This is a genomic window from Candidatus Flexicrinis affinis (assembly GCA_016716525.1).
In the GTDB taxonomy this organism is placed as follows: Bacteria; Chloroflexota; Anaerolineae; order Aggregatilineales; family Phototrophicaceae; genus Flexicrinis; species Flexicrinis affinis.
The window spans coordinates 58,717-84,536 of the sequence record JADJWE010000010.1; the positions used below are offsets into that span (position 1 = coordinate 58,717).

Consider the following 25,820-nt stretch of genomic DNA (forward strand, 5'->3'; position numbering starts at 1 on the left):
CAGTAGAGGCAAGGGAAAAGCGTGGGCACGGCGTTGAGACAGTTCACCGTATGGGGCGCGTTCTGGTCGTGGGCCGGGCGGGTTCCGCTTCGTCAGAAAATCATGGGGATCATCGTCGCCCCGTTGTTGATTCTGGGTCTCACCATCGCATGGTGGGTGTCCAATCAACTGGGCGGATGGTTGTCCTACCTCCTCAGCGAGGAGCGGGTCGCGCAGGCGATGGGCGTCGGCATGCGGTCGGTCGCCCTGATTACGTTCGCCGCGGCGCTGCTGGGCCTCGGGATCGGTTCGTTCCTGACGTGGTTTCTCACGCGCCCGCTGCTCGACATGACGTTCGTCGCCCGCAAGGTCAAAGACGGCGATCTGTCTATTCGCGCGCCGGTGTGGGCCTCCGACGAAATCGGCGAATTGGGCCGCGCCTTCAACGATATGATTGCGAGCCTCGACGCGTCCTACCGCGAGCTTGAGCGCTCCAACACCGAACTCGTACACCGCAATCAAGAACTCGCCGTCCTCTATCAGCTGGCCGACATGGCAAGCAAGTCGTTTGCCATCGACGACGTCGCGTCCGCCGGTCTCCGTCAGGCCATGACCAACGTTGGCGCGTCGGCTGGGCTGATCGTGCTGTTTGCGGGGGAAGATCTCTCGCTGTGCGCGAGCCAAGGCTTGCCCGACGAGTTTGTCGACGCGGCGCGCGAGTGCCTGCCGACCTACGAGTTCGAGCATGACGACCGGTCGCTCGACTGGGGCGGCCTCGTCGTCGTGGCCGTCGAGCAGCAGACCCACCGCGCACCGGAGCTTGCCGAACAGAGCCGCAAGCTGGGCAAGCAAACGCTGCTGCTGGCCCCGATCCACGCGCAAGCCGGCCGCCTCGGCATGCTGGTCCTGCTCCACGACGATCCGTACCGCGCGTCGCAGCTGCACCGGCAGCTCGTCAGCGGTATCTGCAACCAGATCGGCGTGACGGTTCAGAATTATCAACTGTGGGAAGAACTGCGGCGTAAGGAACGCCTGCGCCTTCAACTGCTCAACAAAGTCGTGTCAGCGCAGGAGGAAGAGCGCCAGCGCATCAGCCGCGAGCTGCACGACGAGACCGGTCAGGCGCTCACGTCGCTGCTCGTACAGCTCAAGATCCTCGAGCAAAGCGGCGATGTCACGGACATCCATGCGCGCGTGAGCCGCATCCGGCAGTTGACCCAACAGACGTTGCAAGAAGTCCGGCGGCTGGCAGCGGCGCTGCGGCCGGCGGCGCTCGACGACCTCGGGCTGGTCTCTGCGCTGGAGGGTTACATCTACGACTATGCCGGAAAGTCCAGCATCGCGGTTGACTTCCAGACGCATCACATGGACGACGTTCGTCTGCCCCGCGATATGGAGATCGTGTTATATCGCGTGATTCAGGAATCATTGACGAACGTACTGCGCCATGCCGAAGCCAAGCACGTCGACGTGATGATCGCGCGCGAGGGCAGCACGGTTCGCGCGTCGGTGAAGGACGACGGGCGCGGGTTCGACGCGGATACCGTGATGTCCGGCAAAGAGCGCGGGTTGGGCCTGTTGGGCATGCAGGAGCGCATCGAGCTGCTGGGCGGGCGCTTCCACCTCCAGTCCGGGCGTGGTCGCGGCACGCGAATCGACGTGGAACTGGACGTTCCTGAAGGAGAGTTGGTGGAGAGTCGCCATGTCGGATAAGACGATACGCATTGTCTTGGCAGACGATCATGCCGTGCTGCGGGCGGGGCTGCGCGTCCTGCTTAACGCCGAGCCGGACATTACCGTCGTCGGCGAGGCAGGCGACGGGGCCGAGGCCCTCGCAATCGTCGATCAGCAGACGCCGGATATTCTCGTGCTCGACCTGATGATGCCCAACGTCAAGGGCATCGACATCATCGAGCAGGTCATCCGCAAACACCCTAAGACGCGCGTACTGGTGTTGACGATGCACGCGGAATCGCAGTACATCCGGCATGTCGTCAAGGCTGGCGTGGCCGGCTATGTGCTCAAAAGCAGCGCCGACACCGAACTGATCAAGGCGATCCGCGCCGTGGCATCCGGCCAAAATTACCTGACGCCGGAAGCCACGCAAGTGCTCATGCACGACTACCGCGAATTGGATCGCGACGACGCCGGGGCGGCTCCGCCGTCCGGCCTCGACCTCTTGAGCGAACGCGAGCGCGAAGTCATGGTGATGACGGCACTGGGTTACAGCAGCAGGGAGATCGGCGAGCTGCTGTTCATCAGCCCGAAGTCGGTCGACACTTACCGGCAGCGCCTGATGGACAAACTGCAGCTAGAGAGCCGCGCCGAGCTGGTTCAATACGCGCTCAAGAACGGGATGCTGGAGTCGAAATGAGCGTGCCGCATCCCCCGCAAGCGAACCACCACGTTGTCCGCGTGCGCCGGCGCAGCCTCGCCGAGTGGATGGGGCTGGCGATTTGGGTTGTTCTGCTGGCGATCCTTTTCGAGTACACCGTTGCCAGCATTGGCGAACTTGAATCGCAGGCCGCGGTCGTCGTAGGAGCGCTGTTTCTCGGCTTGCTGTCCGGCGGGATCGTCGTGCAGGTGATGCGCGGGGCGGACGCGCGCAACCGCTACCGTGACGAAAACTACCGGCCTTCAGCCGCGACGACGACCGACCGGGACGTGAAGGAGCAGGACGATGACAGCCGGCAGCAACTCTAGATTAAGCCGTCGCAGCTTCCTCAAGAACATCGGCATGACTGGCGCGGCGATCGGCGTCGCCGGAGTGTCCGGACTCACCGCAGCGGGCAAAACGCTCGGGACGACGATGTCGGGGGGCGTGACGCGCCGTCCGTGGTGGGTACGTCAGGTGAGCGAGCCGACGACCAGCATCGATTGGGACGCCATTCAGCCCTTCAACGCGGCGTCGAATAATCTTGCTACCGACGGGCTGGGCCGCTACGCCAGCGCCGATGAGAACGGGCGGCTCGAAGCGTTGTCGGACGCCAATGCGTTGGCCCGGATGATCGCTGACGAGCCGGGGTATACGCATAAGGACATCGCGCTCTCCAACGCGTTTCGGAATGCGCGCGATCTGACGCCGCGTAGTTTTCTGGGCCCGCGCAGCTCGCCGCGCCCGGAAGATATGGGGGTCGAGCGCTGGCACGGCACGCCGGAGGAGAATACCCGTATCCTCAAGGTCGCCATGCAGCAGATGGGGGCGGCCCTCGTCGGCGTCGTGGAGCTCAACGACCGCACCCGCAAGCTGATCTACGGGGTCGACAACGACGGCAAGCGGATCGAGTTCGAGAACGTCGAACAGGCGTATGAGGACGACGAGAAGCGTGTCATTCCTTACAGCGCGCGCTGGGCCGTCGTGTACGCCGTGCAGATGTCGGAGATCGCGCTGCGCCGCGCGCCGACAAAGATCGCCCAAATGTCCACGGCCGAAGCGTATCAGCGCGGCCTGACGATCCAGAATAACACGCAGGAATTCCTGCGCGGGTTGGGTTATCAGGGCTTGGGCGAGGCTCGGCTAAACGGTCTCGGCATTGCACCGGCGTTTGCCGTACTGGCCGGCTTGGGCGAGCTGTCCCGCCTGAACCGGGTCATCACGCCGGAGTTCGGGCCGATGGTGCGGCTGTTCAAGCTGGTCACCGACCTGCCGCTCGTGCCGGATACCCCCATCGACGCCGGGATCGCACGCTTCTGCCGCGTGTGCAAGAAGTGCGCAGAAGCCTGTCCGCCCAGCGCGCTCAGCTTCGAGACCGACCCGACGTGGGAGCCTGCCGGCGAGTGGAACAGCCGTGGCCATCAGGCGTGGTTCGAGGATTCGCTGCGCTGCAAGCGCTACTGGCTCGAGGAACTCGGCACCAACTGCGGGATCTGCTTCTCCGTCTGCCCCTTCTCCAAGGCCAACCGCAGCTTCATGCACGATCTCGTGCGGATGCAGATCGCCGCGTATCCCGAGCTCGACAACCTCACCCGCAACCTCGACGACGCCTTCGGCTACGGGATTCAGAAAGACCCGGCAAGCTGGTGGGATATCGATCTGCCGGAGTTCGGGATCGACACGCACAAGGACTGAGGACGTGCGGTGGTCACCCCACACAGCGACGTGGCGGACTACCCCGCTGGCCCGCCGGATCGGCAGACGCGGAATCCGTTGAAGTAACTGCGCAGGTTCGGGCCGAAGCGGTTGCGGTGATCGCAGCGGAAAATCTCCGGCTTGCCGTCGTCCCATGAGCCGCCCCGCAGGATGCGCGTTTTGGCCTCGGCGTGAGGATCGCCGCTGTTGGAGTCGTAGTCGGTGACGGTCCACTCCCATACGTTGCCGGCCATATCGACCACCCCGAACGGGCTGTCGCCCTTGCCTTCGTACGCGGTGACGATCGACGCGGCGTCGGACTCGCACGGCGCGACCGAATTCCGGCACCTGCCGCAGTCCCACGCATCGCCCCACGGATAAGCACGGCCGTCGTCGCCCTGCGCGGCGTACTGCCACTGCGGGTCGGTCGGCAGCATGATCGACTCGCCGGTCGTGCTGCTCAGCCAGAGACAGAACGCGACTGCCTCGTACCAGCTCACGCCCACCACCGGCTGATCGGGCACCGACCACTCCGGTTCATGCCAGAAGCGCGGACCGCTCCACTTTTCGGCGGCGCGCGCCTGCCATCCGGCGTTCGTCCACCAGTCATCCTGTTGTATCCGCCGGCTTCCACGAACAACTGGTACTGCGCATTGGTGACCGGATACTTGGCGATCGCGAACGGCTCGCCCGTCCACGCCTTGCCGGAGTCGCCGGGGACCGGCACCCACAGAAACGGCGCCGGCAGCACCATGATGCTGGTCTCGCGCGTCTCGCGGTCGACATCGTCCAGGCGGCGGCGAACCTCGTCCTCGTCTTCGCTGGGGACGGCCGTGATCTCGATGTCGGCGTCGGTTTTGAGGAAGCGTGTGCGCAGCGCTTCCATCGTCGCTTCGAAGTAGTAATGCGAGAACGGCGGGCCGTTCTTGCGGCGGATGATCTCGCGCAGGTCGTCCGGCAGATAGCGCAGCTCGCGCTCGAGGTCGGCGCCTTCGTCGAGGATCGGCACGATATTGCGCCCGAGCCGCACCGCCTCGGCGATCTCGCGCCGGAGCCAGTCGTCGGGGTTAGTGCAGCGCTCCATGGCGCCGGCCGACACCAGCAGTACGAAGTGCGCCCGCGCGCCGATCTGGTTGAGGATGATGCGGTCGAAATCGCCGCTGTCGATGGTGTTGACGTCGAGGAACGCGTCCCAGCCGTTCATCTTGAGGTCTTGATAGATCGACCGTGCCAGATGTTTGCTGGCGGAGCGGCGGTAAGAGATGAAGACCGTTTTCTGATCCACGATCGGGCACCGGAAGGTCGGGGTTCGGATACTCCGATGGTAGTGTAGAGTCGCATTACGCGCTACTTGCGCGGGCGCGAAGGTGGAAGAGCAGGGATTGAACGACAGAGGATGCGGAGGACACAGAGGGGGTGTTGGGGGGGCGGGGGTTCGGCCCGTTTGCGCAATCTCCGCGCGTGTTGTAGGGACGCGATACATCGCGTCCGCCGGGGCGTCCGGAGTTCATCGCACGCGGACAGGATGTATCCTGTCCCTAACCACACCGCGACGATATGCGACCTGTTACGACCGCGACGATATGCGCGACTCTGGGACAACGCGTACATTGTCCGGGGCCATGTTACCCCCCACCATGCCCGCAACCCCCAGACGCGATAGAATAGACGGACTCGTCCGGCGCACCGGAAGGCACGATCGATCATGAAACTCCGCGCATCCTACGGCACATGGCAAAGCCCGGTCACCACCGCGCTGGTCGCCAATGCCGCGCGCCTCAACGACGTGATGTGGGCCGGCGACACGCTCGTGTGGCACATCCAGAACGGCGCGCAGCACAGCCTGTACGCCCAACGCGGCGCCGACGCCCCGCTCGAGATCGGCGGTGGCAAGATGGCGTCCGGCAAGATCGCCTACGGCGGCGGCGCGCTGGCGACGCACGCGAACGGCACGGTCGTATTCGCCGGCACGGGCGGGCGGCTGTATCGCACCACCGTGGACGGCGGCGCGGTGCGCACGGTCACGCCCGGCTTCGGCGGCCCCGGCGGCCTCGCCCTCTCCCCGGATGGCGAGACGGTCGCTTACGGCTTCACCTACGAGAACGGCGACGCGCTCGTGCTGGCCGATCTGGCCGCGCAGCAGTTCCCGCGCAAGCTGTACGCCCCCGGCGACTTCGTGATGAACCCGGTCTGGCACCCGGACGGGCAGCGCATTGCGCTCATGACGTGGGATCAGCCCAACATGCCGTGGGACGGGTGTGAAATCCACCTGCTCACGCTCAACGATCGGCTCGAGATGGACGACGTGCGCACCATCGCCGGCGGACCGGAGATCTCCGCTATTCAGCCCACGTTCTCGCCCGATGGCCGCCTGTTGGCGTACATCAGCGACGAGACCGGATGGTGGCACATCTACGTGCACGACCTCGCAACTGGCGCGACCCGGCGCGTCACCGGCGGCGAGGCCGAATACGGCGGCCCGCAGTGGGTCAGCGGCCTGCGCTATTTCGCCTTCACGCCGGACAGCCGGGCGATCATCGCGCGGCGCAGCGTCGACGTCCGGCACAGCCTGTGGCGCATCGAACTCGACGGCGGCGGCGAAACGCGCCTGCTGGAGAACTCGCCGTACGTCTACTTCGAGCAGATCGGCGTGGGCGCGAGCGGGCGGGTTGCGGCCATCGCCAGCGGGCCGGAGCACCCGAACGTCGTCATCTCGTGCGACCTCGAGGGCGGCGATCTGCGCATCCACGAGCGCACCATGCACACCGTGTTCGCACCGGGGGCGCTTAGCGTGCCGGACCACCTCACGTTCCCAACCCGCGACGGCGAGGAGAGCCACGCGCTGTTCTACCCGCCGACGAACCTGCGCTACGAGTCGCCCGGCCTGCCGCCGGTGATCGTGCTGATGCACGGCGGGCCGACCTCGGCCGTTCAGCCGCGTTTCGAGGCACAGACGCAGTTCTTCGCCACGCGCGGGTTCGCCGTGCTGGCGCTCAACTTCCGCGGCGGGGTCGGCTACGGCCGCGAGTACATGAACATGCTGCGCCACCGGTGGGGCGACATCGACCTGACCGACGCGCTCGACGGGTTGGCGTTCGTGGCACAGCAGGGCCGCGCCGACGCGGACAAGGCGATCATTCTCGGCGGCAGCGCGGGCGGATACGCCGTCTTGCAGGCGTTGGTCGATTATCCGGGCACGTTCAAGGCCGGCGTCAACCTGTACGGCGTCAGCGATCAATTCGCGCTGGTCAAGGATACGCACAAGTTCGAGGCGCGCTATTCCGACTTCCTGCTCGGCCCGCTGCCGGAGTCGGCGGCGCGCTACCGCGACCGCTCGCCCCTGTTCCACGCCGACAAGATCCACGACGCGCTGATCGTGTTTCAGGGCGCGGACGACACCGTCGTGCCGCAGAATCAGTCCGACAAGATGGTCGACATCCTGCGCGCGCGCGGCGTGCCGGTCGAGTATCATATCTACGCTGGCGAAGGTCACGGCTTCCGCAAGCCGGAGACCATCGATCATTACTTGAAGGCCGTACTGGCATTTCTGGAACGCACCGTCATTTACGCATGAGCCGCGCGGCCCCGCCGCACTGGAAAACTGGGAGAGAATCGATGGCGCGCTTTGAACGACTTCATGTGTATCAAACGATGTTGAACGATGGCTTGCTGCCGCTGTTCTACCATGCCTCGCCGGACGTCACGCTCAAGGTGGTCGAGGCGCTCTACCGCGCCGGATGTCGCACGTTCGAGTTCACCCATCGGCTCGACGGCGCGGTGGACGTGTTCAGCGTGTTGATGAGCAAAGCGGCCGAAACGTGCCCCGAGATGATCATCGGCGTCGGCGCGGTCGAAGACCCGGAGATGGCCGCACTGTACCTCTCGCGCGGGGCCAACTTCGTTGACGGTCCGTCGGTCAGCATCGAGACCGCGCGCCTGTGCAACCGGCGCAAGGTCGCCTATATCCCCGGCTGCGGCAGCGTCACCGAGATCGCGCTGGCCGAGGAATACGGCGCGGAGATCGTCAAGGTCTTCCCCGGCAACGCCGTGGGCGGGCCGGACTTCATTCAGGCGGTGCTGGCGCCGCGCCCGTGGTCGAAGATGATGCCGTCCGGCGGCATCGGCGTCGACCGCGACAGCCTGACAGCGTGGTTCCGCGCCGGCGCGGCATTGGTCGGCATGGGCAGTGCGCTCACGCCCAAGATGTGGGTCGAACGTGGCGACTTCGACTCGATCACCAACGCGGCCGCGCAGGCGCTAGCCCACATCCGCAGCGTGCGCCGGCCAACCGGTCTGCTCAACAACGCCAGTTCGACAAGCACTGTCCCGACCGTCAAGCCAACGGGGAACTGATTATGGAGAAAGTACTCGGATTCGGCGGATTCTTCTTCCGCGCAGACAAACCGGCCGACCTCATGCGCTGGTACCACGACAATCTCGGCATCGACTACCCGCCGCGCGATTACGACCAACAGCCGTGGCGGCAGACCGCCGGCACCACCATCTTCGAGCCGTTCGAACGTGACAACACCGACTTTGTCGGCTCGACCGCGCCGTTCATGTTCAACTTCCGCGTGCGCGACCTCGACGCGATGGTCGCTCAACTACGTGCGAACGGGAACACCGTCACCGTCGATGAAAACGAGTATCCCAACGGGCGCTTCGCCCAACTGAACGACCCGGAGGGCAACCCGATCCAACTGTGGCAGCCCGGCGGCGTCGACTCGCCGTAGCAGAATCTTGGGGCGCTGCCCCAAACCCCGCCAGAAGGCTTTCGCCCTCTGGACTCCCCTTCCGCGAATTCGGCATGCCCGCCGGCATGCCGAATTCGCAGTAACGGGGTCAAGGGGTGCAAACCCCTTGTGGAGGTGCGGAGGCGAAGCCTCCGCGTATGCATTTGATCTCTTAAGAAAGAGCCACCATGAACGACCTCTACACGCGCCCGGAAGAACTGCTGCAGCACCTGATCCGCTTCGACACGACCAATCCGCCCGGCAACGAGGCGGCGTTGATCGAATGGGTCGCCGATTTGCTTCAAGCCAACGGTGTCGAGTCGACCATCGTCAGCAAGACGCCGGGGCGCGCCAACCTCGTCGCGCGGCTGAAAGGCCGGGGCGAGGCGCCGCCGCTGCTGCTCTACGGGCACGTCGACGTCGTGACGACCGAGGGGCAGACGTGGACACATCCGCCGTTCGCCGCCGAAGTTCACGACGGGTACATCTGGGGCCGTGGCGCGCTGGACATGAAGGGCGGCGATGCAATGATGATCGCGGCCTTTCTGCGCGCCCACGCCGAACAGCGCGACCTGCGCGGCGACCTGATCCTGTGCCTCGCGTCGGACGAAGAGGTCGGTGGTGAAGCGGGCGCCAAGTTCCTCGTGCGCGAGCATCCCGAGCTGATCGGTGATGCGGCCTACTGCCTGAGCGAGTTCGGCGCGTTCCCGATGGACTTTGGTGGGCACCGCTTCTACCCGATCATGCTGACCGAGCGCTACGTCCACACCTTGCGCGCGACGATCCGCGGCCCGGGCGGGCATGGCGCGCAGCGGTACCTCGGCACGGCCATGAGCAAGCTCGGGCGCATCCTCAGCCGTATGGACGGCGCGCGCCTGCCGGTGCACATCACGCCGGTCGTTCAGGCGATGATCGAGGCAATGGCGGCGCACGTCGGCGAGCCGATGGGCGGTGCGCTGCGCGGCTTGCTTGACCCGGTACGCACCGACGCACTGCTCGATCAGCTCGACCCGCGCATCAGCCGCGTGCTCGACTCGATGCTGCACAACACCGTGAATCCGACCATCGTCAGCGGCGGAAGCAAGATCAACGTGATCCCGTCGGAGATCACGCTGCGGATGGATGGGCGCGTGCTGCCCGGCGTGTCGCCGGAGACGTTCGAGGCCGAGGTACGCGCGCTGATCGGCGACGATACGGTCGAACTGGTGCCGGATATGTCCGAACCGTCGACCGTGCTGGGCGACCCCGACCTGACGCACTTCGAGACGCTGGCGCAGGTGCTGCGCGACGCTGAACCCGGCGCGGTGCCGGTGCCGTACATGGTCAGCGGCGCGACCGACGGGCGCATTCTGGCCCAGCTCGGCATCCAGACCTACGGCTTTCTGCCCATGAACCTGCCGGCCGATTTCAACTTCTCGGCCACTATCCACGCCGCCGATGAGCGCATCCCGGTCGGCGCGGTGACGTTCGGCGCCAACGCGATAAACGAGGCCGTCAAGCGCATCGTGGGGTGAGGAAAAAGTGCTGGGTGATGAGGAAGTACAGGCACCGATCACACAGAGATGGGTCGTAGGGGCGACCCAGCGGGTCGCCCTTTTGCATTGCTGCCTGACCGCACCCCTAAATCCCTACCTCCGAAACCGCATCCCAAACCCCTCTCCCTCAGGGCGAGGGGCTTTCACGTGCGCCGCATACTGTGCGAATGGACACGGCACCGCCGCGTCCGGGAAATCCACGTCGATGCCGCCGGTAGGGGCGACCCAGCGGGCCGCCCGGTATGCCGTTTGCGGGGATGCGAGGCTCGTTACGCCTTAACCGGACTGGGTCTTGCAGCAAGGCGGTCTTGGTTGCAACAATGCTATCCAGCATCGAGAGGATAGACTGCTCATGATCGAAATGCCGCCCGCCACGCGTACGTTCTACCTTGTCCGCCACGGCCAAACCGACTGGAACGCCCAGTTCCGGTGGCAGGGCCACACCGACATCCCGTTGAACGACATCGGGCGCGAGCAGGCGCGGCTGTTGGCCGGCGCCCTGCGTGACATCCCGTTCGACCGTGCTGTGAGCAGCGACAGCATCCGGGCCGTTGAGACGGTCAAGATTGCGCTTGGCGGCAGGCCGATCGAGGTCGAGACCGATCCGAACCTGCGCGAATTCAACGCCGGCGTCTTCGAGGGACTGACGTGGGACGAAATTCGCGCGCAGTATCCCGACGCAGTGACCGGCATGAACACCGACTGGTTCGGCTTCGTGTTCCCGGGCGGAGAGTCGCGCGGGCAGATGGCAGAGCGCGCGGCGGGCGCCGTCCAGCGCCTGCTCGACGACGGCCGTGGGACGCACATTCTGGTCGGCGCGCACGGTATGAGCGTGCGTGGTATCCTGCATCACCACTTCCCGCAGGTCGTTGCACATCCGATGGACTTACAGTGGATCGAGAACACCAGCGTCACCATCTTCCGGCAGGTGGGCGCGTACCTCGAAATGGTGCAGCTTGCCGATGCGGCGCACCTCCAAGCCGCCGCGGATTAGTACGGAGTACGACGCGGTCAACACGCCCGACCCCATATTAGTTGCGCCGTAAACTCAGTTCGAATGTACAATGGCAGGATCGCTCGGGTAATACTTATTCTCGAGGAGTTTGGGGCATGTCCAGATTCAGAGTCTTGGCTGTCGTTTTCCTCGCAATCCTCGGTCTTGCCGTGTCAACTGCCGCGCAAGAGACCACCGCAACACCCGAACCCACAACCACCGCACCTGAGACAACGGCTACAGCCACATCCGAGCCGCGCGAACTGACGTGCTTCGTCAGCACCGACACGGCGCGCTCCGTCACGGTGCGCGTCGGCCCCGGCGAGAACCGTACGGCCATTCTGTTCCTGCGGGTCGGCGAGGAATTCGCAGTCGTCGGCGCGACGACCCTAGAGGATGGATCCGTCTGGTTCAAACTGGACAAGGAGGCGGTCGATCCCGGCACCAGCGCGGCCGAGCTCTGGATTGCGGCGGATGATGCTGACCAGAGCGGCGACTGCGAGGCGGTGGCGGCAGCCATTGCCCCGCCGCTCATTCCCATTCTGAACAGTGCGGCGGCGGCAAACGCCGAAGTGACGACGACGGTCGCTGGCGGCGCATGGCGCATCTACTTCGCAGAGAAGTTCATCTACTCGTGCGTCACGCCTGCGTTCGTGACTTCGACGTTCGAGGATCAGACGCTCGAGATCATGGACAAGCTCTCGTGGGACGTAAACCTCGCGTTCGCCTCGAACCAGCGCTCATTCACCATGACGGGCGAGTGGGTCGAGTATTCGGTGGACGAGAACGGCTCTATCGACTTCGTGCTGACGGGCGACAACCGTTACACCGCGGCGGCTACGCAGCCCGACGGGCGCAACTTCTCCTATCACGTGACGGCGATCTCCCCGGATTTGCTCGCGGGTGAGACGCGTTTCCACTTCGGCAACGAGACCGTGAAGTGCAGCGAGACGATCAAGTTCGAGCTGCGCCGCGGCTAGGCCAACTCGACACATGCGGAGGATCGTGAACGCCACGATCCTCCGCAGGGTGAATACGCAAGTTCCGAACGGGGCGCACCGGCACGCAGCACGCCCCGCCTCGATGATCTAGTTGTTCCCGCGGAAGCCATCGGGTGCGGCGGGCGGCGGCAGGATCGCGCCACGTTCCATCGTGGCGCGCGGCACCGGGCCGAGCGCTGGCCAGACCCATACCGCGTCGACGTACATCTTGCCGCTGTCTTCGCCGTACTTGACGATCACCTTGATCTCGCTGATGTCGGTGCCAATCGACGTGGTCGCCTTGATCACCTCATAGCCGTAGGTCGGGCTTTCCGGCTCAAGGTGTGCTTTGAACAACGTGTCGCCGGCGGCATCTTTGGCCGTAATCTTGACCGGCTTGGAGACGAGAGTCGAGCCGGTGTCGATCAGCGCGCCGAACTCCAGCGCGCCCGTATATGCGACGGGCAGCGTGACCGTCTGCTTGAGCTTGCCGGTAGAATCCTTGAACCGCATCGCGCATGCGTCGAGCACCGCGAAGGTCTTGTCAACTTTGTTGCATTTGACCTTGTCGCCGCTTAGGTCGCTTCCCGTCCACCCATCCGGCACGCCGTCGTCATCGCCGTCCTCCATGCTGCCGTTGACTAGCGGTGTGACGGCCATCCCTTCGACAGCGCCGACATCGCACGGATTCGCTCCGTTGTTCGGACGGGCAAGCTGGCGTTGATCGATATTCAGGCAGGTCGCATTGTCTCCGGCGTTGCTGGCCGCACCGGCGGGCTGCGGTGCATAGATCGCAGCGAGACCGGTCGGGGCGTCGAGGATCACCGGGTTGAGCTGGGGATCGGTCACGCCGGTGGTGTCGCTAAGCTGCGCGGCAAACGTGCACGTCGCGTCGGAGGTCGGCAGCAGGTTGCCGCCCATGCTGGTCAGCGTGCCGATGCACTCGCGCGATCCGTTGCCGGCAAGGATCGTGTTATACAGCGTGAGCGTGCCGTCGCGCAGGAACTCGGCGTCGATGCCGCCCGCTTCGTCCACTGCGCCGCCTGTGATCGTGTTCGAATAGATTGTGCTGTTCAGGAGCCCAAACGACTTCGTCTCAGTGGGCGGGTTTTGGATAAAGATCGCGCCGCCGGCGGTGGCCGAGTTGCGCGCGATGGTCGAGTTGATGACGGCGACATCGCTGAAGCTGGCATGCAAACCGCCGCCGTTCGCGGCTACGCTGTCCAAAATGCTCACCCGGGCCAAGCTGACTGAACTGCTGCCCACGTAGATCGAGCCGCCGTTGATGGCCGTCGTATTGTGGGTAAACAGCGCATCGACGATCTGGACGTCCGAGTTGTACAGTTCAATTCCGCCCGCGTGATTTTGCGATGTGTTTCCGGTGACGAGCAGGTCGGTTGCGGTCATTAGCGTGGTATCGGCGCGGAGGCCGCCCCCGTCGAACACAGCCGTATTGCCGTCGAGGGTGAGCCGGTTGATGTTGGCTTGTACGCCGAACAGCGACGCGCCTCCGCTGGAGCCCTCGGACGTGTTGTCCGCAATAACGACCGTATCTGCGAACAGCAAGCTGCTTTCGACGTATAACCCGCCGCCGCCGCCGGTCACCGTGTTCTTGTACAGGCGCACGCCTTGCAGCGTGAGACCGCCGCACGAAATGCACTTGACGCCGCCCCCTTCGCCGGCCGTGTTTCCCGTCAGAACGACGCTCGTGAGGGAGGTCACGCTCTCGGTGAGGATGCCGCCGCCGTTGTCAACGACGTTGCCGCCGGTGATCGTCAGGTTGACGAGCGACACGGCCAAGGCCGCGTCGATGTGGACGGCGCGATCGGGCGTCGTTAATCCGCTGGCGTCGATGATCGTCGTCGCCGGGTCGTCGCCGGTGATGGTCACGCCGTCGGTGATGTCGAGATCGCCGCCGGTTTCGTCAGACGCATCCTTGGTCAGCAGATACGTGCCGGCCGGCAGCGTGATCTGATCGTCACCGGCCAGCGCGTTGGCCTCCATGATGGCGGCGCGTAGGGTACACCGGCCTTTCGAGTCGGCACAGGTGCCGTCGCCGGGATTGTCGTCCGCTTTGTCCTTGGTCGAATCGACCACGAACACCACGCGCGGCGATTGTCCGGCCACGGGTACGACCAGCGAGAGAAGCAGCAGCCAGACGAGGATGGCGGAACGCATAACAAAACCCCTTACGTGATCAGGTGCTATGGACACAATAAGCGCATTTCCATTTCCGCGCTAGCGCCTGCCGTAAGTAGGCGAACGCCCGCCCGACTCGCCGAAGACGAGTATACTGGAAACAACGGACGATGACTCACGGGTGGTGCGGCATGGCACAGTTCTTTGTGAGCTACAGCCGGGTGGACGAGACGTTCACGAAAGAGTTTGTCTCGCTCCTGCAGAACGACCTTGCTCCAGCACCGACTCATTACGTGTGGTACGACCGATACCTGACCGGCACGCAGGTATGGTGGCAGGAGATCCTCAGGCAGATCGCCGCGGCGGACGTGTTCATCTACCTGCTCTCCAACGAGTCGGTGACGTCGCCGTATTGTCAGGCGGAATTTGAGGAAGCGCGCCGCCTGCAGAAGATCGTCCTGACCGTGCAAGTGCGCGACCGCACGCGGCTGTCCGACGAGCTGGCCGACTTGCAGTACGTGGACATGAAGCAGGGCATCATGCACGGGCCGTCCGTGGCGCGCCTTGCCGCCGCCGTGAACCTCGCGCTGGCGAACGCCGCCGCACATACCGAACCGCCACCGCCGCTGTGGGACCACGCCACCCCCAAGCCAGACATCCCTGACGAACCGCCGCGCCCGACCGACACGCAGGACGTCGAGACGCCCCAACTCGAGGCCAAACGCACCGGGACGCACGCGCAGGTCGCCGTCGAGCCAGCGCCGCCGGAACAAGCGCGCGCTGAACCGCACCCGGTTGAAGCGTCACGCCGGGGTGGCTGGCTGATGTTCGCGTTCCTCGCCGTGATCGTGCTGGTCGTCGCCGTCGAGACGGTCAGGCAGAACCCGGACCTGCTGGCGTCGCTCGGACTGGCCGGCGGTGAGCCGCAGCCCGAACACCCCGGCGAATTCCCGGAGATGACGTTCGCCGGCGTGGCACGCAATCGCGAGTGGGAGCCGATCATCCGCGAGATCGACGGCGTGCCGATGGCGCTTGTGCCGGTGGGATGCTTCGAGATGGGCATGGAAGGTTTCTATGAGGACGAAGTCCCCATCACGCCGGTGTGCTTCGATACCCCGTTCTGGATTGACGTCACGGAGGTGACGCAGGAGCAATTCGGTGCGTGGGGTGGCGAACAGGAAGAACCGCCTGCCTTCGGCGGCGAGATACGCCCGGTCGAACAGATTTCGTGGTATGAGGCGGTCGAGTTCTGCGAGATGCGCGATGCACGCCTGCCCACCGAGGCCGAGTGGGAATACGCCGCGCGCGGGCCGGAAAGCTGGGTGTTCCCGTGGGGTAACGAGTTCGTCCCGGAGCTGGTCATCTTTGCCGAGACGTCCGGCGACCGCACGGCGCCGGTCGGGACCCGGCCAGAAGGCGCGTCGTGGGTCGGGGCGCTCGACATGGCGGGAAACGTATGGGAGTGGACGTATACCCTGCATTGGGAGTATCCGTACGACCGCGACGATGGCCGGGAAACCGATTCGGACGACGATCCGCACGGTTCGCGAACGAAACGCGGCGGGTCGTGGCAGGACGGCTCGCCGGAGGATTTGCGTGCGGCGATCCGCTACGGCGAGGACCCGTTCAGCTATGAGAATACGGTCGGCTTCCGCTGCGTGCGCGACTTCTAGCCGCACAGCCTGTCCAGCGCCGGCGCGTCGAGAAAGCCGTCCGCGGCCCCGGCCACGCCGATCTTGTACGACGCGAACACCACCGCCTTGCGCAGCGCCGTGAGCGGATCGCTCCCCCTGACCACGCCGTGTATGAACGCCGAGAACAGCGCATCCCCGGCGCCGATGGTGTTGACCACCGGGCGGGTCGTCACCGCCGGCACGTGCGCGATCTGCCGAGACTCCAGCACGCCGAGCAGCGCGCCGTCCGCCCCCATGCCGACGACCGCCAGCGGCGTGCGATAATGCGCCCACAGCCGTTCGATCCATGCCCCCGGCGAACACGGCAGATTCTCGTGGCTTTGGAACAGGACCGACGCGGCGGCCATGTAGTCGCGGTTGTAGGCGTCGTCGAGGTCGCCGATGGCGTGCACGTCGGTGGCGACCGGCACGCCGAGCGCCCGCGCCTGCGCCAGCATCGGCCGCGTGAAGTTGACGTTGCACAGCACGGCCAGCCCCGCGCCCGTCAGCGCCGACGCCGCCGGTTCTGCCGGATACGCGCGCTCCTGAATGTCTTTCAGATCGACGAAGATCGAGCGCTTGCCCTCGGAGTCGTAGAGGATGACCGACTGTGGCGTGGCGTCGAGGTCGGCGCGGACGTGCGCCCCGTCGATGCCAGCCTGCGCCAGCGCCCCGCGCACGAGTTCGCCGGCGGCGTCCCGCCCGATCAGCGCGAGGAACGTGACCGGATGCCCGAGCGTGGTGAGCGCCTTAGCGACGTTGTAGCCCACGCCGGAGACGCTGCTGCCGACGCCGAAGAACGGGTAGCGCGCCGGGGCGTACTCGACCGGGAACCGCTCGACCCGCAGCGTCGTCTCGATGTTGATCAGGCCGGCGAGGGGGATGTGGGATCCGATAAGTTGACTCACGATGCCTCTAGCTAGTTGTATTGAAGTGATTCGAGTATTTGGACATGTGCTATAGCTGACGGTAGTATCGCAGTCAATTCGATGTCTTTTTCGGGATGAGTCTGCTGTTCAAGTGTTGATTCTGTGTTGTGTGTCGACTGGGCATTTGATGGAGCGACTCGCCATTCTTTATGCTTGAATCTGATCAAACGTTTACAATTGATTGAATGATACATATGACGTGTCAACCGTAGATAAGCGAGCAATATATGTTCACGGATTCTCTCGAGTATCGCTATGAGTCAGACCTGCAGTCAGCGCTAGTAGAAGCACTGGATCGCGCCAATTCACCAACATGGAAGTGTGTATCTGTGCTAGATGAGTTCAACTATGTTCGTGGGAAGACCGATGTTGTCGCACTTAACATGGACGGGCATGTATTGGCATTCGAAGCGAAACTCTCTCGATGGAAGATTGCGTTGCATCAGGCCTACAGAAACACTTGCTTTGCACACTATTCCTTTGTAGTAGTCCCCAAGGGTGTTGCCAAAAGGATATTTGACTATCAGCACTATTTTGCCATGCATTCCGTCGGATTGTGTTATATTAATTCGCGAAATGAGCTTGAGTGCTTGATTGAGGCAACCTATGGTGTTCCAATTCAGCCCCGGCTCACTCAAAAGGTGGTCTCACTACTACTAGAGGAAACGATTGGGAATGGAAGCACAACATGAACTTCGGGGCGTTGCCCAAATCGTTTGCGAGCAACTCGGGCTCAGACTTGACAAGTATATAGCAAAGGGCGCCTTTAAGGAGACTTATTCAGTATATTCCTCGCGTGGTGAGCACTTCGCATTGAAAGTCTACATGAATGAGGCTCGCTCGGAACGGGAAGAGCGGGAAGTTGAAGCAATGCAGCGCTGTGATCATCCGAACATCGCTAAGTGCACAAAGATCGGCCAAGTCTCACAGTATGGCAGGTTATACTCGTATCTACTTGAAGACTTCATAGATGGTGGCCGGCTGACAGACAGGATTGCGAAGGCCTATCTCTCAGTTAATGAACTTATAGAGATTGGTGTTCCGTTAATTGATGCACTAGGACATATTGCCTCACACAATCTGGTTCATCGCGATCTCAAACCAGACAATATTCTGTTCGGCTCAGATGGTCAATCTCCAGTCATAACTGATTTCGGTCTCGTGCGCGACCTCAGCGCGACGTCACTGACTCACACCTGGTACAATCGCGGGCCTGGAACACCGTATTATGCCTCCCCGGAACAGCTCAATAACGAAAAGCATATGCTTGATTGGAGATCAGATCAGTTTGGGCTAGGTGTAACACTCACCATGTGCGCCACTGGTGTACATCCTTACGGCGAAGCGGGAGACACTAGCATGTCAGCAGTTGTTGACCTAGTGTCCCAAAGACGCGGGCCAAGTCAGACGTTTATGGACTGGACACAGAGGACTGGTCTAGACGCTTTGGCCAAGATGGTTTCGCCTTATCCCGCAGATAGGTTCCGCAGGGCCGCTGACCTTTCGATCGCTTGGCTGAAACAGCAAAAGGCGAGATGACTTATGGTTGCATATCACCAGATGGGACATCAATCCGATAACCTTGTTGACGCAACTGAGCTGGCAAGTTTCGGTGGCGCCATACTGAGTCCTGTGAATTACTCTAGGAGCCAGATTGAGACATTCATCAAGCAGAATCGTAAGCGCGAGGGATTTGAGCTAATCTTCGACCCCCAACTCTATTATCCCAGAACGCCAAAGGAGAAGCTGAGAAGTTGGTCGTATTTCCCGAACGAATTTGAAACAACAGATTATACTGCGCCTTCAGGTTGGTCATCGCTCATAGATACCTTGGCGCAGACCGTGACGTCACTTGAACCGCATGCGGTCTGCACACCGGCGATTGTGCCACGGCGTTATACCGATGAGTATTTCGGTCTCGGAAACGAGATTGCTGAAATGCTTATTCGCGCTACAAAAGGTTTTGAGGTGAGTGTACTTCAGACCGTAGTAGTTGCTCTTGGTGACCTCACAGATTTCAGCCATGTGAAATCAATAAGCTCTATCATCACTGCGTCGCGGGCTGATCGGGTGTACCTAGTCTTTGGGTCATCGGCGGCTAATCCGCGACGAGAATTGACATCTACAGAAGAACTAAAAGGTGCGATGCTCCTCATTGACAGTCTTCAGACCAATGGGGTCGATACTCTAGTCGGGTTTTGTAGCAGCGAGTTGATATTGTGGAAAGCAGCAGGAGCCACGTCTTGTGCGACAGGTAAGTTCTGGAACACGCGTCGCTTCAATGAGGGTCGTTGGGCAGCTGACGCAGATCAGGGTAGTGGACAGGTTGCGTATTTCTTTGAAGAGTCCCTTCTCGCGTTCTTGCGTGAATCGGATATCCTCCGCACTACCTTCGCGCTTTCTGACGCGAGTCTCAGAAATCCGTATTATGAGGAAATCAAGAACAGGATAGCTGAAGGCCAAGCTTGGGTAGGCCATGGGTGGCGGCAGTATCTGTACTGGTTTGCGGATATCGAGAGAAGACTTAGCAGCGGGGAAACGGACGCCACGACATTGCTAAAATCCGCCGATAACATGTGGGGGCGTGTGGAAGAGGAACAGGTCATCTTGGAAGAGCGGGGAAACAACGGAGGGTGGATTAGGCCTTGGCTTCGCTCCGTCCTAGAATACAGGACACCATGGTGACCATAAAGAAATGCTCTGCGCTGTGATTGAGTTGAACGCCTGACCGAAAATCACATTAATCGGGTTCTTCGGGCAAGATCGATCTACCTCGATCCAGGTGAATGGAGTTCCAAATACTTATCTCTGTGCCTGCTTCTCCCCGTCGCTGCACACCCATGCAGCCACCCGTATAAGCCCCTCTCCCCGCTTGCGAGGGAGAGGGGTTGGGGTGAGGGGCAACGCAAAAGGGCGACCAATCCGGCCGCCCTTCCCTTAAACCTGACTCCTGATTCCTGACTCCTGCCCCTACGGCTGCGCCGTCACCGCAAGCGTGGGCTGAGCGCCGGTGGTGGTGTCGCCGATGCTGCCCAAGCTGGCCGGATCGACCGTGCCGACCGGCTGGAACGGCTGAACGGTCGCAACCGGATTGGGCTGCGTGGTGACCGCCGCGCCAAAGCCAACGCTGTCAAGGCTGGCGCCGTTGGCGTCGGCCGCACAGCGGAAGCCCGAGTACGCCAGCTTCTGATCCGGCGCGCGGTTCAGGCGGTGCACGGCGCGGGCGAAGAACGGCCGGAACGCGAACGATCCGCCGCGCAGCACGCGCTCGACACCGGTCAGCGGACCGGTCGGGTTGGACGTGCCGCCCGACTGCCCGTAGTACGTCGGCGAATACCAGTCGGACACCCACTCGGCGGCGTTGCCGGCCATATTGTATACGCCGAAGGCACTGCGTCCGCCCGGATACGACTGCACGTCGACCGGCACGTTGGGCGCATCCGTCGAGCCGGACGTGTTGGCGTTGTCCGGGTTCCACTCGTTGCCCCACGGGTACAGCGTATTGCTGACGCCGCGCGCGGCGCGTTCCCACTCGGCCTCGGTCGGCAGACGGCGGCCCAAGGCGCGGCAGTAGGAATCCGCGCCGTACCATGTCACGTACACGACCGGCGTATTGGCGATCAGGTCGATGCTGAGGAAGTAGTTGGCCGGATCGGACGTGATGTACGTGTTGGCGTTCTCTTCCTGTGTGTCGGTGCAGCGCTGCGGGACGGTCGTGCCGCACCCGTTGCGATGATCGCGGCCCTGCGAGCGCAGGTAATTGAGGAATGCGACGTACTGCGCGTAGCTCACCTCGGTCGCTTCGATCAGGAAGCTGTCGACGGTGACGTCGTGCGCCGGCAGCGAGTCGTCGGCGTCGCTGGTCTGGCATGCGCCGCCCTGATCGCCGCACTCGCGCACCGCTTGCGCCACTTCGGCCGGGAACGTCCCCATCGTGAACGTACCGCCTTCGACGGGCACAAGCTGCGAAGCGACGGCGGCCAACTGCGGCGGCACACCGCCTTCCAACGGCGCGCTGGTCGCGGCGGGGTCGGTCGTCCCGCCGGTCGACTGCTGCGTTTCGGGCGAGGCCTGCGTCGTCGGGGCGGGGGCTAACGTATCGGTGGCGACCGGCGCGAGCGTATCGGTCGGGAACAGCACGCCCGACGGCAGCGTCGCGATCGAGCTGATGTCCGGCGTGGCGGTGATGATGAACGGCGTCTGGCTTGGCACTGCGGCTTGGGCGTTGGGGTCGGGCGAGGCCGTGATGATGAACGGAGTCTGCGACGGGCGCGCCGCAACCGCCTGACCGCTGAAATCGAGCGCCAGCACGCCCAGCGTCAGGCCGGCCAGCACAAGCACGACCGCGCAGCCGAACCCGAGCACGAGGCCGATGATCGTCCACTGCCACGCGCCGCCGCCGCGCCGCCGCCCTGAGTATTGATAGCGTGACATACCCGTGGGGTCTCCAATGGGTTAACAAACACGGCGGTTAGGGTAAAAGAGATTCACCCACCGCGCAAGATCGTTAGACTCGGCGGCGGGGAATCGGCGGAGTCTGGCTCCTCATCGGCGGTTGACCGGACGGTGACGCCGGAGGCTGCTGCGGGTTTGGGTTCGCCGGCTGCTGCGCGCCGCCTTGCTGCTGCTGTGGCAGCATCCCCTGCTCGCGCATGCGGTTCATCAACGACTCCATCCGCCGCTGCTCATCGACCTGCTGCTCGATCTCTTTGGCGATACGCTGGCGGCGGCTGATCTCCTCGCGCACGCCGACCGGCCCCGGCACGTCGCGGAAAACCTTCGGCGTTTCGTCGCCCAGCAGCAGCAAGCGCACGTCGCCGTAATCGAGCAAGCTGCGCAGCAGGCCGGTCGTCTCCGCCTCGATGTTGTGGATGCGCTGGATGAGGATCTGGTCTTCGCGGAACTGCAGCAGCAGCGGGCTGCGTGAGAGCAGCGTAATCACCTGATCGCCGATGATGTACAGGTCGTTGCGCCAGTCCCAGTCTGCCAAGTACAGCCAGATCGCGCCGATCACCAGCCCGATGAATCCGCCGATCGACGCGATGACGCCGAGGTCGGCCAACGCCTCGATGCGTCCGCCGAAGAACAGCACGAACAGGCAGCCGAGGATGAACAGGATCGGCCAGAAAATATGGCGCGCCCACACCATCAGATGCCGCCGGTACACCTGCTCGCCGCGCTGATTGACGTACTGCATCGAGAACAGTCCGCCGCCGGTGACCGCCGGCGTAATGCGGCGTCCGGTGTCGTCCGGCGGGAACGTCAGCGGGTCATTGTGGTCGACCTGCTGCTGGCCCGGCAGCGTGACGCCGGCCTGCACCGCCTTCATGTCGCGCTGGCGGAACAGGTAGTCTTTGACGCGGCCCGGGTTAGGCACGAAGTCCATGCTGATGTTGCCGGCGCTGCCTGCCGTGCTGATGATGACGTCACCGTAGCGCAGGACGCGCGAGACCGGGTCGCCGGGGCGCAGCGTCGCCAGCACGGCCTGCACGCTCAGCAAGCCGACCTCTTTGGTCTCCACGCTGAAGCGCGCCACCTGCTGCTCCACGCGCAGCACGCGCTCGTCGGTGATGACGAGCCAATCGTTGCGCCAGTCGAAGTAGATGTAGATCAGCAGGCCGCCGGGGATGACCACAGCGAGGCCGACCAACACGATCGAGACCACCGGCACCGGGCTGAGGATCGCGCCGACGATCATTGCGGCGAGGATGAGCGCGGGCAGAAAGGCCGCCCGCACCATCACCCACCAGTGACGGTGGATCATCAGGCGGAGCGTCTCGCCGGGGTTGAGCCACGTCGGGCGCTTCTCCTGAAACCGGGTCGGGACGGTCGAACGGTTCGGGCTGGGTTCCGGCGGGCGGGTCACCGGGCTTTGATTCGGCGGCTGGGCCGGCTGCTGCTGCGCCGAAGGCATGGGGTTGAACGGACGATCTTGCTGTGGTGGCGTGCTCGACGGCGCAGGGGCCGCCGGCGGATTGCTGCGAGAGACGTTGGGCGAGGGTATCGGCGCTTGCGGCTGTGGGGCACCGGTCGGCAGCGCCCTATATGCCTCGCGTGGGATGTGCAGCAGCACCGACGTCTGCACGATCACGAACGTCGCCTGCTCGACCAACTCCTGCGTCAGCGCCGCATCGTTGAAGAACTGATTGGGCTGCACGTTCGCCAAAACGCGCTGGCCGCCGTCCTGCCCCTGCTGGATGAGCTGGCCGGCACCGGAGAGCAGCATATAAAACCCGCGCGCGACTTCCCACTGCCGGAAGATGATGTCGCCGGGGTTGTGGCGCGTGATATGGGCAATCCCCGCCACCCGCGCTAACTGGTAGTCGGGCAGGCTGGAGAAAATCGGCAGCCGCTGCAGCGCCGCGATAAGCTGTGGATCACGCATGGCGGAATCCCTTCAACGTCGAGACCCGCCGATTATAACGCGCCGTTCATTCGTATCGGAGAGGTGCCAGCCCCAGCCCTTCAAGGGCATCGCGCACGCGGGCGCAGTCGGCAGAGTCGGCGCGGTCGGCCGTGCACACGAGGATCACGCGGTTGGTCGAATCGCGCTCGCCCTTGCGCGAGGCCGTCGACACCTTCGACTTGTAGCCGAGTTGTCCCGCGCGCGTGGCACGCTTCACCGTGTCCCACGCGGCGTCGACAGATGTGACGTCGCTCTCGATGACCCATGCGCCGGCGCGCGGCGTGGGTGCAGCAGTCGGCACGTCCGCCTTACATTCGATCCAATACACCGCCGCGACCTCGCTCGGTACGGCGTCGGCGTCGTGCTGCATGCGCGCCCGCTGCACCATCTGGATCAGATCGAGGTTGGGGGCTTGCGGTTTCTTGTCGTCTGGCATGAGGATCATCCTCCTGTCTTCGGACGGTGCGGTCACCGCGCGGCGCGGCGTTTGCGCGGGCGTTTCTCGGGCTGACAGGTCGGGCAGTAGTGCGTGCCGCGCTGCGCCACGCGAATCTTGCGCAGCGGCGTCCCGCACACAAGGCACGGCTCGCCGTCTCGCCCATAAGCGTAGAAGTGCTCGTGCGCCTCGCCGGTCGTGCCGTCCGGCTTGCGATACCAGTTGACCGACGCGCCCTCGTAGTCGATGCCTTCACGCAGCACCGCCTGCACCGTCGCGTGCAGCGCCGCGGCCTCCGCTTTTGTCAGCGTGTCGGCACGGCGCAGCGGGTGAAGTTTGGCGCGGAACAGCGCTTCGTCCGCATAGATGTTGCCCACGCCCGCCACGAACGATTGATCGAGCAGCAGCGCCTTGAGCGCGGTCGAGCGCCCCTTCATGCGCGCACGGAATACGTCCGCCGTAAAGGCACCGTCCAGCGGCTCCGGCCCCAATGCCGCCGCGCCGGGCGTGATGCTGGCGAACTCGCCGGTCAGGAACACCTTGCCGAATTTGCGCGAGTCGCTGAAGCGCAGCTCGTTGCCGTCGCTCAGTCCCAACTTGACATGCACCCAACGGTCGGCCTCGTGCGCCACATCCGGCCGCGCGACATACAGCCGTCCGGTCATCTTGAGGTGGACGATCAGCAGGTCGTGGTCAAGCGTGCATACGATGTACTTGGCGCGGCGGTCGATCGACTGCACGGTCTGGCCGACCACGCGCGCCGCGAACGAGTCCGGGTCGGGCGCGCCGATCGTGCGCGGCCAGTCGTTCCAGAACGATGTGATTGTCCGGCCGACCAGCGGCCCGCGCAGTCCGCGTACTACCGTCTCGACTTCAGGCAGTTCAGGCATCTCACTCTCACTTTGTCATTTTGGGGCGCTGCCCCAAACCCCGGCAGGAGTTTGCACTCCTGCACCTCCTTACTCGCGGAATTGAGCCGCGCGCGGCTCAATTCCGCAGATAAGGGAGTCCAGAGGGTGTAAACCCTTTGGTTATCTCTAGCTCAGGCTGTCGCGCAGTTTTTCGACCAGTGTGCGCTGTTCGTCGGTGAGGGTTTCGGGCACGGTGATCAGGACGCGGGCGTACAGGTCGCCGGGCTTGCCCTTGCCGCCGGGCATACCGCGCCCGGACAGGCGGAATTTGCGCCCGCTTTGCGTGCCGGGCGGAATGGTCATTTTGGCGCTGCCGGTGACGAGCGGGACGGTCACTTGTCCGCCGAGCATGGCGGTAATCATATCGACCTTGACCTCGGTGGTCAGGTCTTTTTCGTCGCGCACGAACTGCGGATCGGGCTCGACCGTGATAACGAGGAACAGATCGCCGGGGGCGCTGCGGCCCGGTTCGCCCTCGCCGCGCAGTCGCACGCGCGTGCCGTCGGTCACGCCGGCCGGAATGTCCGCGCGGACGCGCCGGTCGCCGCGGGTAATGTAACGGGTGGTGCCTTCGAACGCCTCGCGCAATGTCACGCTGACAGGATGCTCGATGTCTTGCCCTTTTTCCGGCTGGGCGCGGCGGCGGCGCGGGCCGAATCCGGCATCGCCACCGAGACCGCCGAAGAAGCTGGACATCAGGTCTTCGAACGCGGACGGGTCGATGGTCTGGGCGTACGGGCCGCCGCCTGAGGGGCCCGCGCCCTGACGGTAGTTCTCGAAGTCCGGCCCGAAGCGGTCGTACATCTTCCGGCGCTCGGGATCGCTCAGGACTTCGTACGCCTGATTGATTTCTTTGAACCGCGCTTCCGCGTTCGGATCGTTTTTGTTCACGTCGGGATGGTGCTGCTTAGCCTGCCGGTGAAAGGCGCGCTTGATTTCTTTCTCGTCCGCGCCTCGATCCACCCCGAGGATCTCGTAGTAGTCACGTGCCATAGTTATCTGTCGACCTCTTGATACTGGGTGTGCGCCGACACCC

At 63.8% G+C, this 25,820-nt stretch carries 22 protein-coding genes; 13 read left to right on the forward strand and 9 right to left on the reverse strand.

Annotated elements, in window-relative coordinates; genetic code table 11:
• Positions 1-21: 21 nt before the first annotated feature.
• Genes IPM16_22465 through IPM16_22480 form a run of 4 tightly spaced genes read left to right on the forward strand, consistent with a single transcriptional unit; the run spans position 22 to position 4,048 of the window.
• Positions 22-1,692, forward strand: coding sequence for a HAMP domain-containing protein (locus IPM16_22465; GenBank protein ID MBK9125870.1), 1,671 nt, complete (start codon positions 22-24; stop codon positions 1,690-1,692).
• The gene (locus tag IPM16_22470) at positions 1,682-2,353 is read left to right on the forward strand and encodes a response regulator transcription factor (protein MBK9125871.1); all 672 of its coding nucleotides are present in this window, start codon (positions 1,682-1,684) and stop codon (positions 2,351-2,353) included. The genes IPM16_22465 and IPM16_22470 overlap by 11 nt, the downstream gene beginning before the upstream one ends.
• The gene (locus tag IPM16_22475) at positions 2,350-2,682 is read left to right on the forward strand and encodes a hypothetical protein (protein ID MBK9125872.1); all 333 of its coding nucleotides are present in this window, start codon (positions 2,350-2,352) and stop codon (positions 2,680-2,682) included. Before IPM16_22470 ends, IPM16_22475 begins: the two co-directional genes overlap by 4 nt.
• The gene (locus tag IPM16_22480; GenBank protein MBK9125873.1) at positions 2,660-4,048 is read left to right on the forward strand and encodes a reductive dehalogenase; all 1,389 of its coding nucleotides are present in this window, start codon (positions 2,660-2,662) and stop codon (positions 4,046-4,048) included. The genes IPM16_22475 and IPM16_22480 overlap by 23 nt, the downstream gene beginning before the upstream one ends.
• Positions 4,049-4,086: 38 nt before the next feature.
• Here IPM16_22480 and IPM16_22485 read toward each other — a convergent pair whose 3' ends face one another.
• Both IPM16_22485 and IPM16_22490 read right to left on the reverse strand, forming a co-directional pair.
• Positions 4,087-4,572, reverse strand: a complete 486-nt coding sequence (locus tag IPM16_22485; protein ID MBK9125874.1) for a formylglycine-generating enzyme family protein — start codon at positions 4,570-4,572, stop codon at positions 4,087-4,089.
• Positions 4,545-5,333 carry a TIR domain-containing protein gene (locus IPM16_22490; protein ID MBK9125875.1) on the reverse strand — a complete coding sequence of 263 codons (789 nt, stop codon included), beginning with the start codon at positions 5,331-5,333 and terminating at the stop codon, positions 4,545-4,547. Before IPM16_22490 ends, IPM16_22485 begins: the two co-directional genes overlap by 28 nt.
• A 420-nt stretch (positions 5,334-5,753) precedes the next feature.
• On the opposite strand from IPM16_22490, the gene IPM16_22495 reads away from it, so the two are divergent.
• The 6 genes from IPM16_22495 (at position 5,754) to IPM16_22520 (ending at position 12,290) form a co-directional block, all read left to right on the forward strand.
• Positions 5,754-7,622: an alpha/beta fold hydrolase gene (locus tag IPM16_22495; GenBank protein MBK9125876.1), complete on the forward strand. Its 1,869-nt coding sequence runs from the start codon at positions 5,754-5,756 to the stop codon at positions 7,620-7,622.
• A 41-nt stretch (positions 7,623-7,663) separates the two neighbouring features.
• On the forward strand, positions 7,664-8,401 hold the full coding sequence (locus tag IPM16_22500; protein ID MBK9125877.1) for a bifunctional 4-hydroxy-2-oxoglutarate aldolase/2-dehydro-3-deoxy-phosphogluconate aldolase: 738 nt from the start codon (positions 7,664-7,666) through the stop codon (positions 8,399-8,401).
• 2 nt (positions 8,402-8,403) lie between these two features.
• On the forward strand, positions 8,404-8,781 hold the full coding sequence (locus IPM16_22505; protein MBK9125878.1) for a VOC family protein: 378 nt from the start codon (positions 8,404-8,406) through the stop codon (positions 8,779-8,781).
• A 188-nt stretch (positions 8,782-8,969) separates the two neighbouring features.
• A complete protein-coding gene (locus IPM16_22510) occupies positions 8,970-10,295 on the forward strand; it encodes a M20/M25/M40 family metallo-hydrolase (GenBank protein MBK9125879.1) in 1,326 nt (441 codons plus the stop codon).
• 373 nt (positions 10,296-10,668) lie between these two features.
• Positions 10,669-11,310 carry a histidine phosphatase family protein gene (locus IPM16_22515; protein MBK9125880.1) on the forward strand — a complete coding sequence of 214 codons (642 nt, stop codon included), beginning with the start codon at positions 10,669-10,671 and terminating at the stop codon, positions 11,308-11,310.
• Positions 11,311-11,426: 116 nt separating this feature from the next.
• Positions 11,427-12,290: a hypothetical protein gene (locus IPM16_22520; protein ID MBK9125881.1), complete on the forward strand. Its 864-nt coding sequence runs from the start codon at positions 11,427-11,429 to the stop codon at positions 12,288-12,290.
• Positions 12,291-12,398: 108 nt separating this feature from the next.
• Here the strand turns inward: IPM16_22520 and IPM16_22525 are convergent, their stop codons facing one another.
• A complete protein-coding gene (locus IPM16_22525; protein MBK9125882.1) occupies positions 12,399-14,468 on the reverse strand; it encodes a CSLREA domain-containing protein in 2,070 nt (689 codons plus the stop codon).
• A 152-nt stretch (positions 14,469-14,620) separates the two neighbouring features.
• Between IPM16_22525 and IPM16_22530 the strand changes: the two genes are divergently transcribed.
• On the forward strand, positions 14,621-16,102 hold the full coding sequence (locus IPM16_22530; protein MBK9125883.1) for an SUMF1/EgtB/PvdO family nonheme iron enzyme: 1,482 nt from the start codon (positions 14,621-14,623) through the stop codon (positions 16,100-16,102).
• On the opposite strand, the gene IPM16_22535 is transcribed toward IPM16_22530, so the two are convergent.
• A complete protein-coding gene (locus IPM16_22535; GenBank protein ID MBK9125884.1) occupies positions 16,099-16,998 on the reverse strand; it encodes a carbohydrate kinase family protein in 900 nt (299 codons plus the stop codon). The two genes, IPM16_22530 and IPM16_22535, sit on opposite strands and share 4 nt — an antisense overlap.
• A gap of 708 nt (positions 16,999-17,706) precedes the next feature.
• On the opposite strand from IPM16_22535, the gene IPM16_22540 reads away from it, so the two are divergent.
• The gene (locus IPM16_22540; protein MBK9125885.1) at positions 17,707-18,570 is read left to right on the forward strand and encodes a serine/threonine protein kinase; all 864 of its coding nucleotides are present in this window, start codon (positions 17,707-17,709) and stop codon (positions 18,568-18,570) included.
• A 3-nt stretch (positions 18,571-18,573) separates the two neighbouring features.
• Complete coding sequence (locus IPM16_22545; GenBank protein MBK9125886.1) at positions 18,574-19,716, forward strand: hypothetical protein; 1,143 nt, start codon at positions 18,574-18,576, stop codon at positions 19,714-19,716.
• A 285-nt stretch (positions 19,717-20,001) separates the two neighbouring features.
• Here IPM16_22545 and IPM16_22550 read toward each other — a convergent pair whose 3' ends face one another.
• The 5 genes from IPM16_22550 to IPM16_22570 form a co-directional block, all read right to left on the reverse strand.
• Positions 20,002-21,465, reverse strand: a complete 1,464-nt coding sequence (locus IPM16_22550) for an SUMF1/EgtB/PvdO family nonheme iron enzyme (GenBank protein ID MBK9125887.1) — start codon at positions 21,463-21,465, stop codon at positions 20,002-20,004.
• 73 nt (positions 21,466-21,538) lie between these two features.
• On the reverse strand, positions 21,539-23,416 hold the full coding sequence (locus tag IPM16_22555) for a cyclic nucleotide-binding domain-containing protein (protein ID MBK9125888.1): 1,878 nt from the start codon (positions 23,414-23,416) through the stop codon (positions 21,539-21,541).
• Positions 23,417-23,462: 46 nt separating this feature from the next.
• Positions 23,463-23,873 carry a DUF1917 domain-containing protein gene (locus IPM16_22560; GenBank protein MBK9125889.1) on the reverse strand — a complete coding sequence of 137 codons (411 nt, stop codon included), beginning with the start codon at positions 23,871-23,873 and terminating at the stop codon, positions 23,463-23,465.
• Between the two features lie 32 nt (positions 23,874-23,905).
• The gene (gene mutM / locus IPM16_22565; protein MBK9125890.1) at positions 23,906-24,763 is read right to left on the reverse strand and encodes a bifunctional DNA-formamidopyrimidine glycosylase/DNA-(apurinic or apyrimidinic site) lyase; all 858 of its coding nucleotides are present in this window, start codon (positions 24,761-24,763) and stop codon (positions 23,906-23,908) included.
• A 147-nt stretch (positions 24,764-24,910) separates the two neighbouring features.
• Entirely contained in the window at positions 24,911-25,777 is an 867-nt protein-coding gene (locus tag IPM16_22570; protein MBK9125891.1) for a J domain-containing protein, read from the reverse strand.
• Between the last annotated feature and the right edge of the window lie 43 nt (positions 25,778-25,820).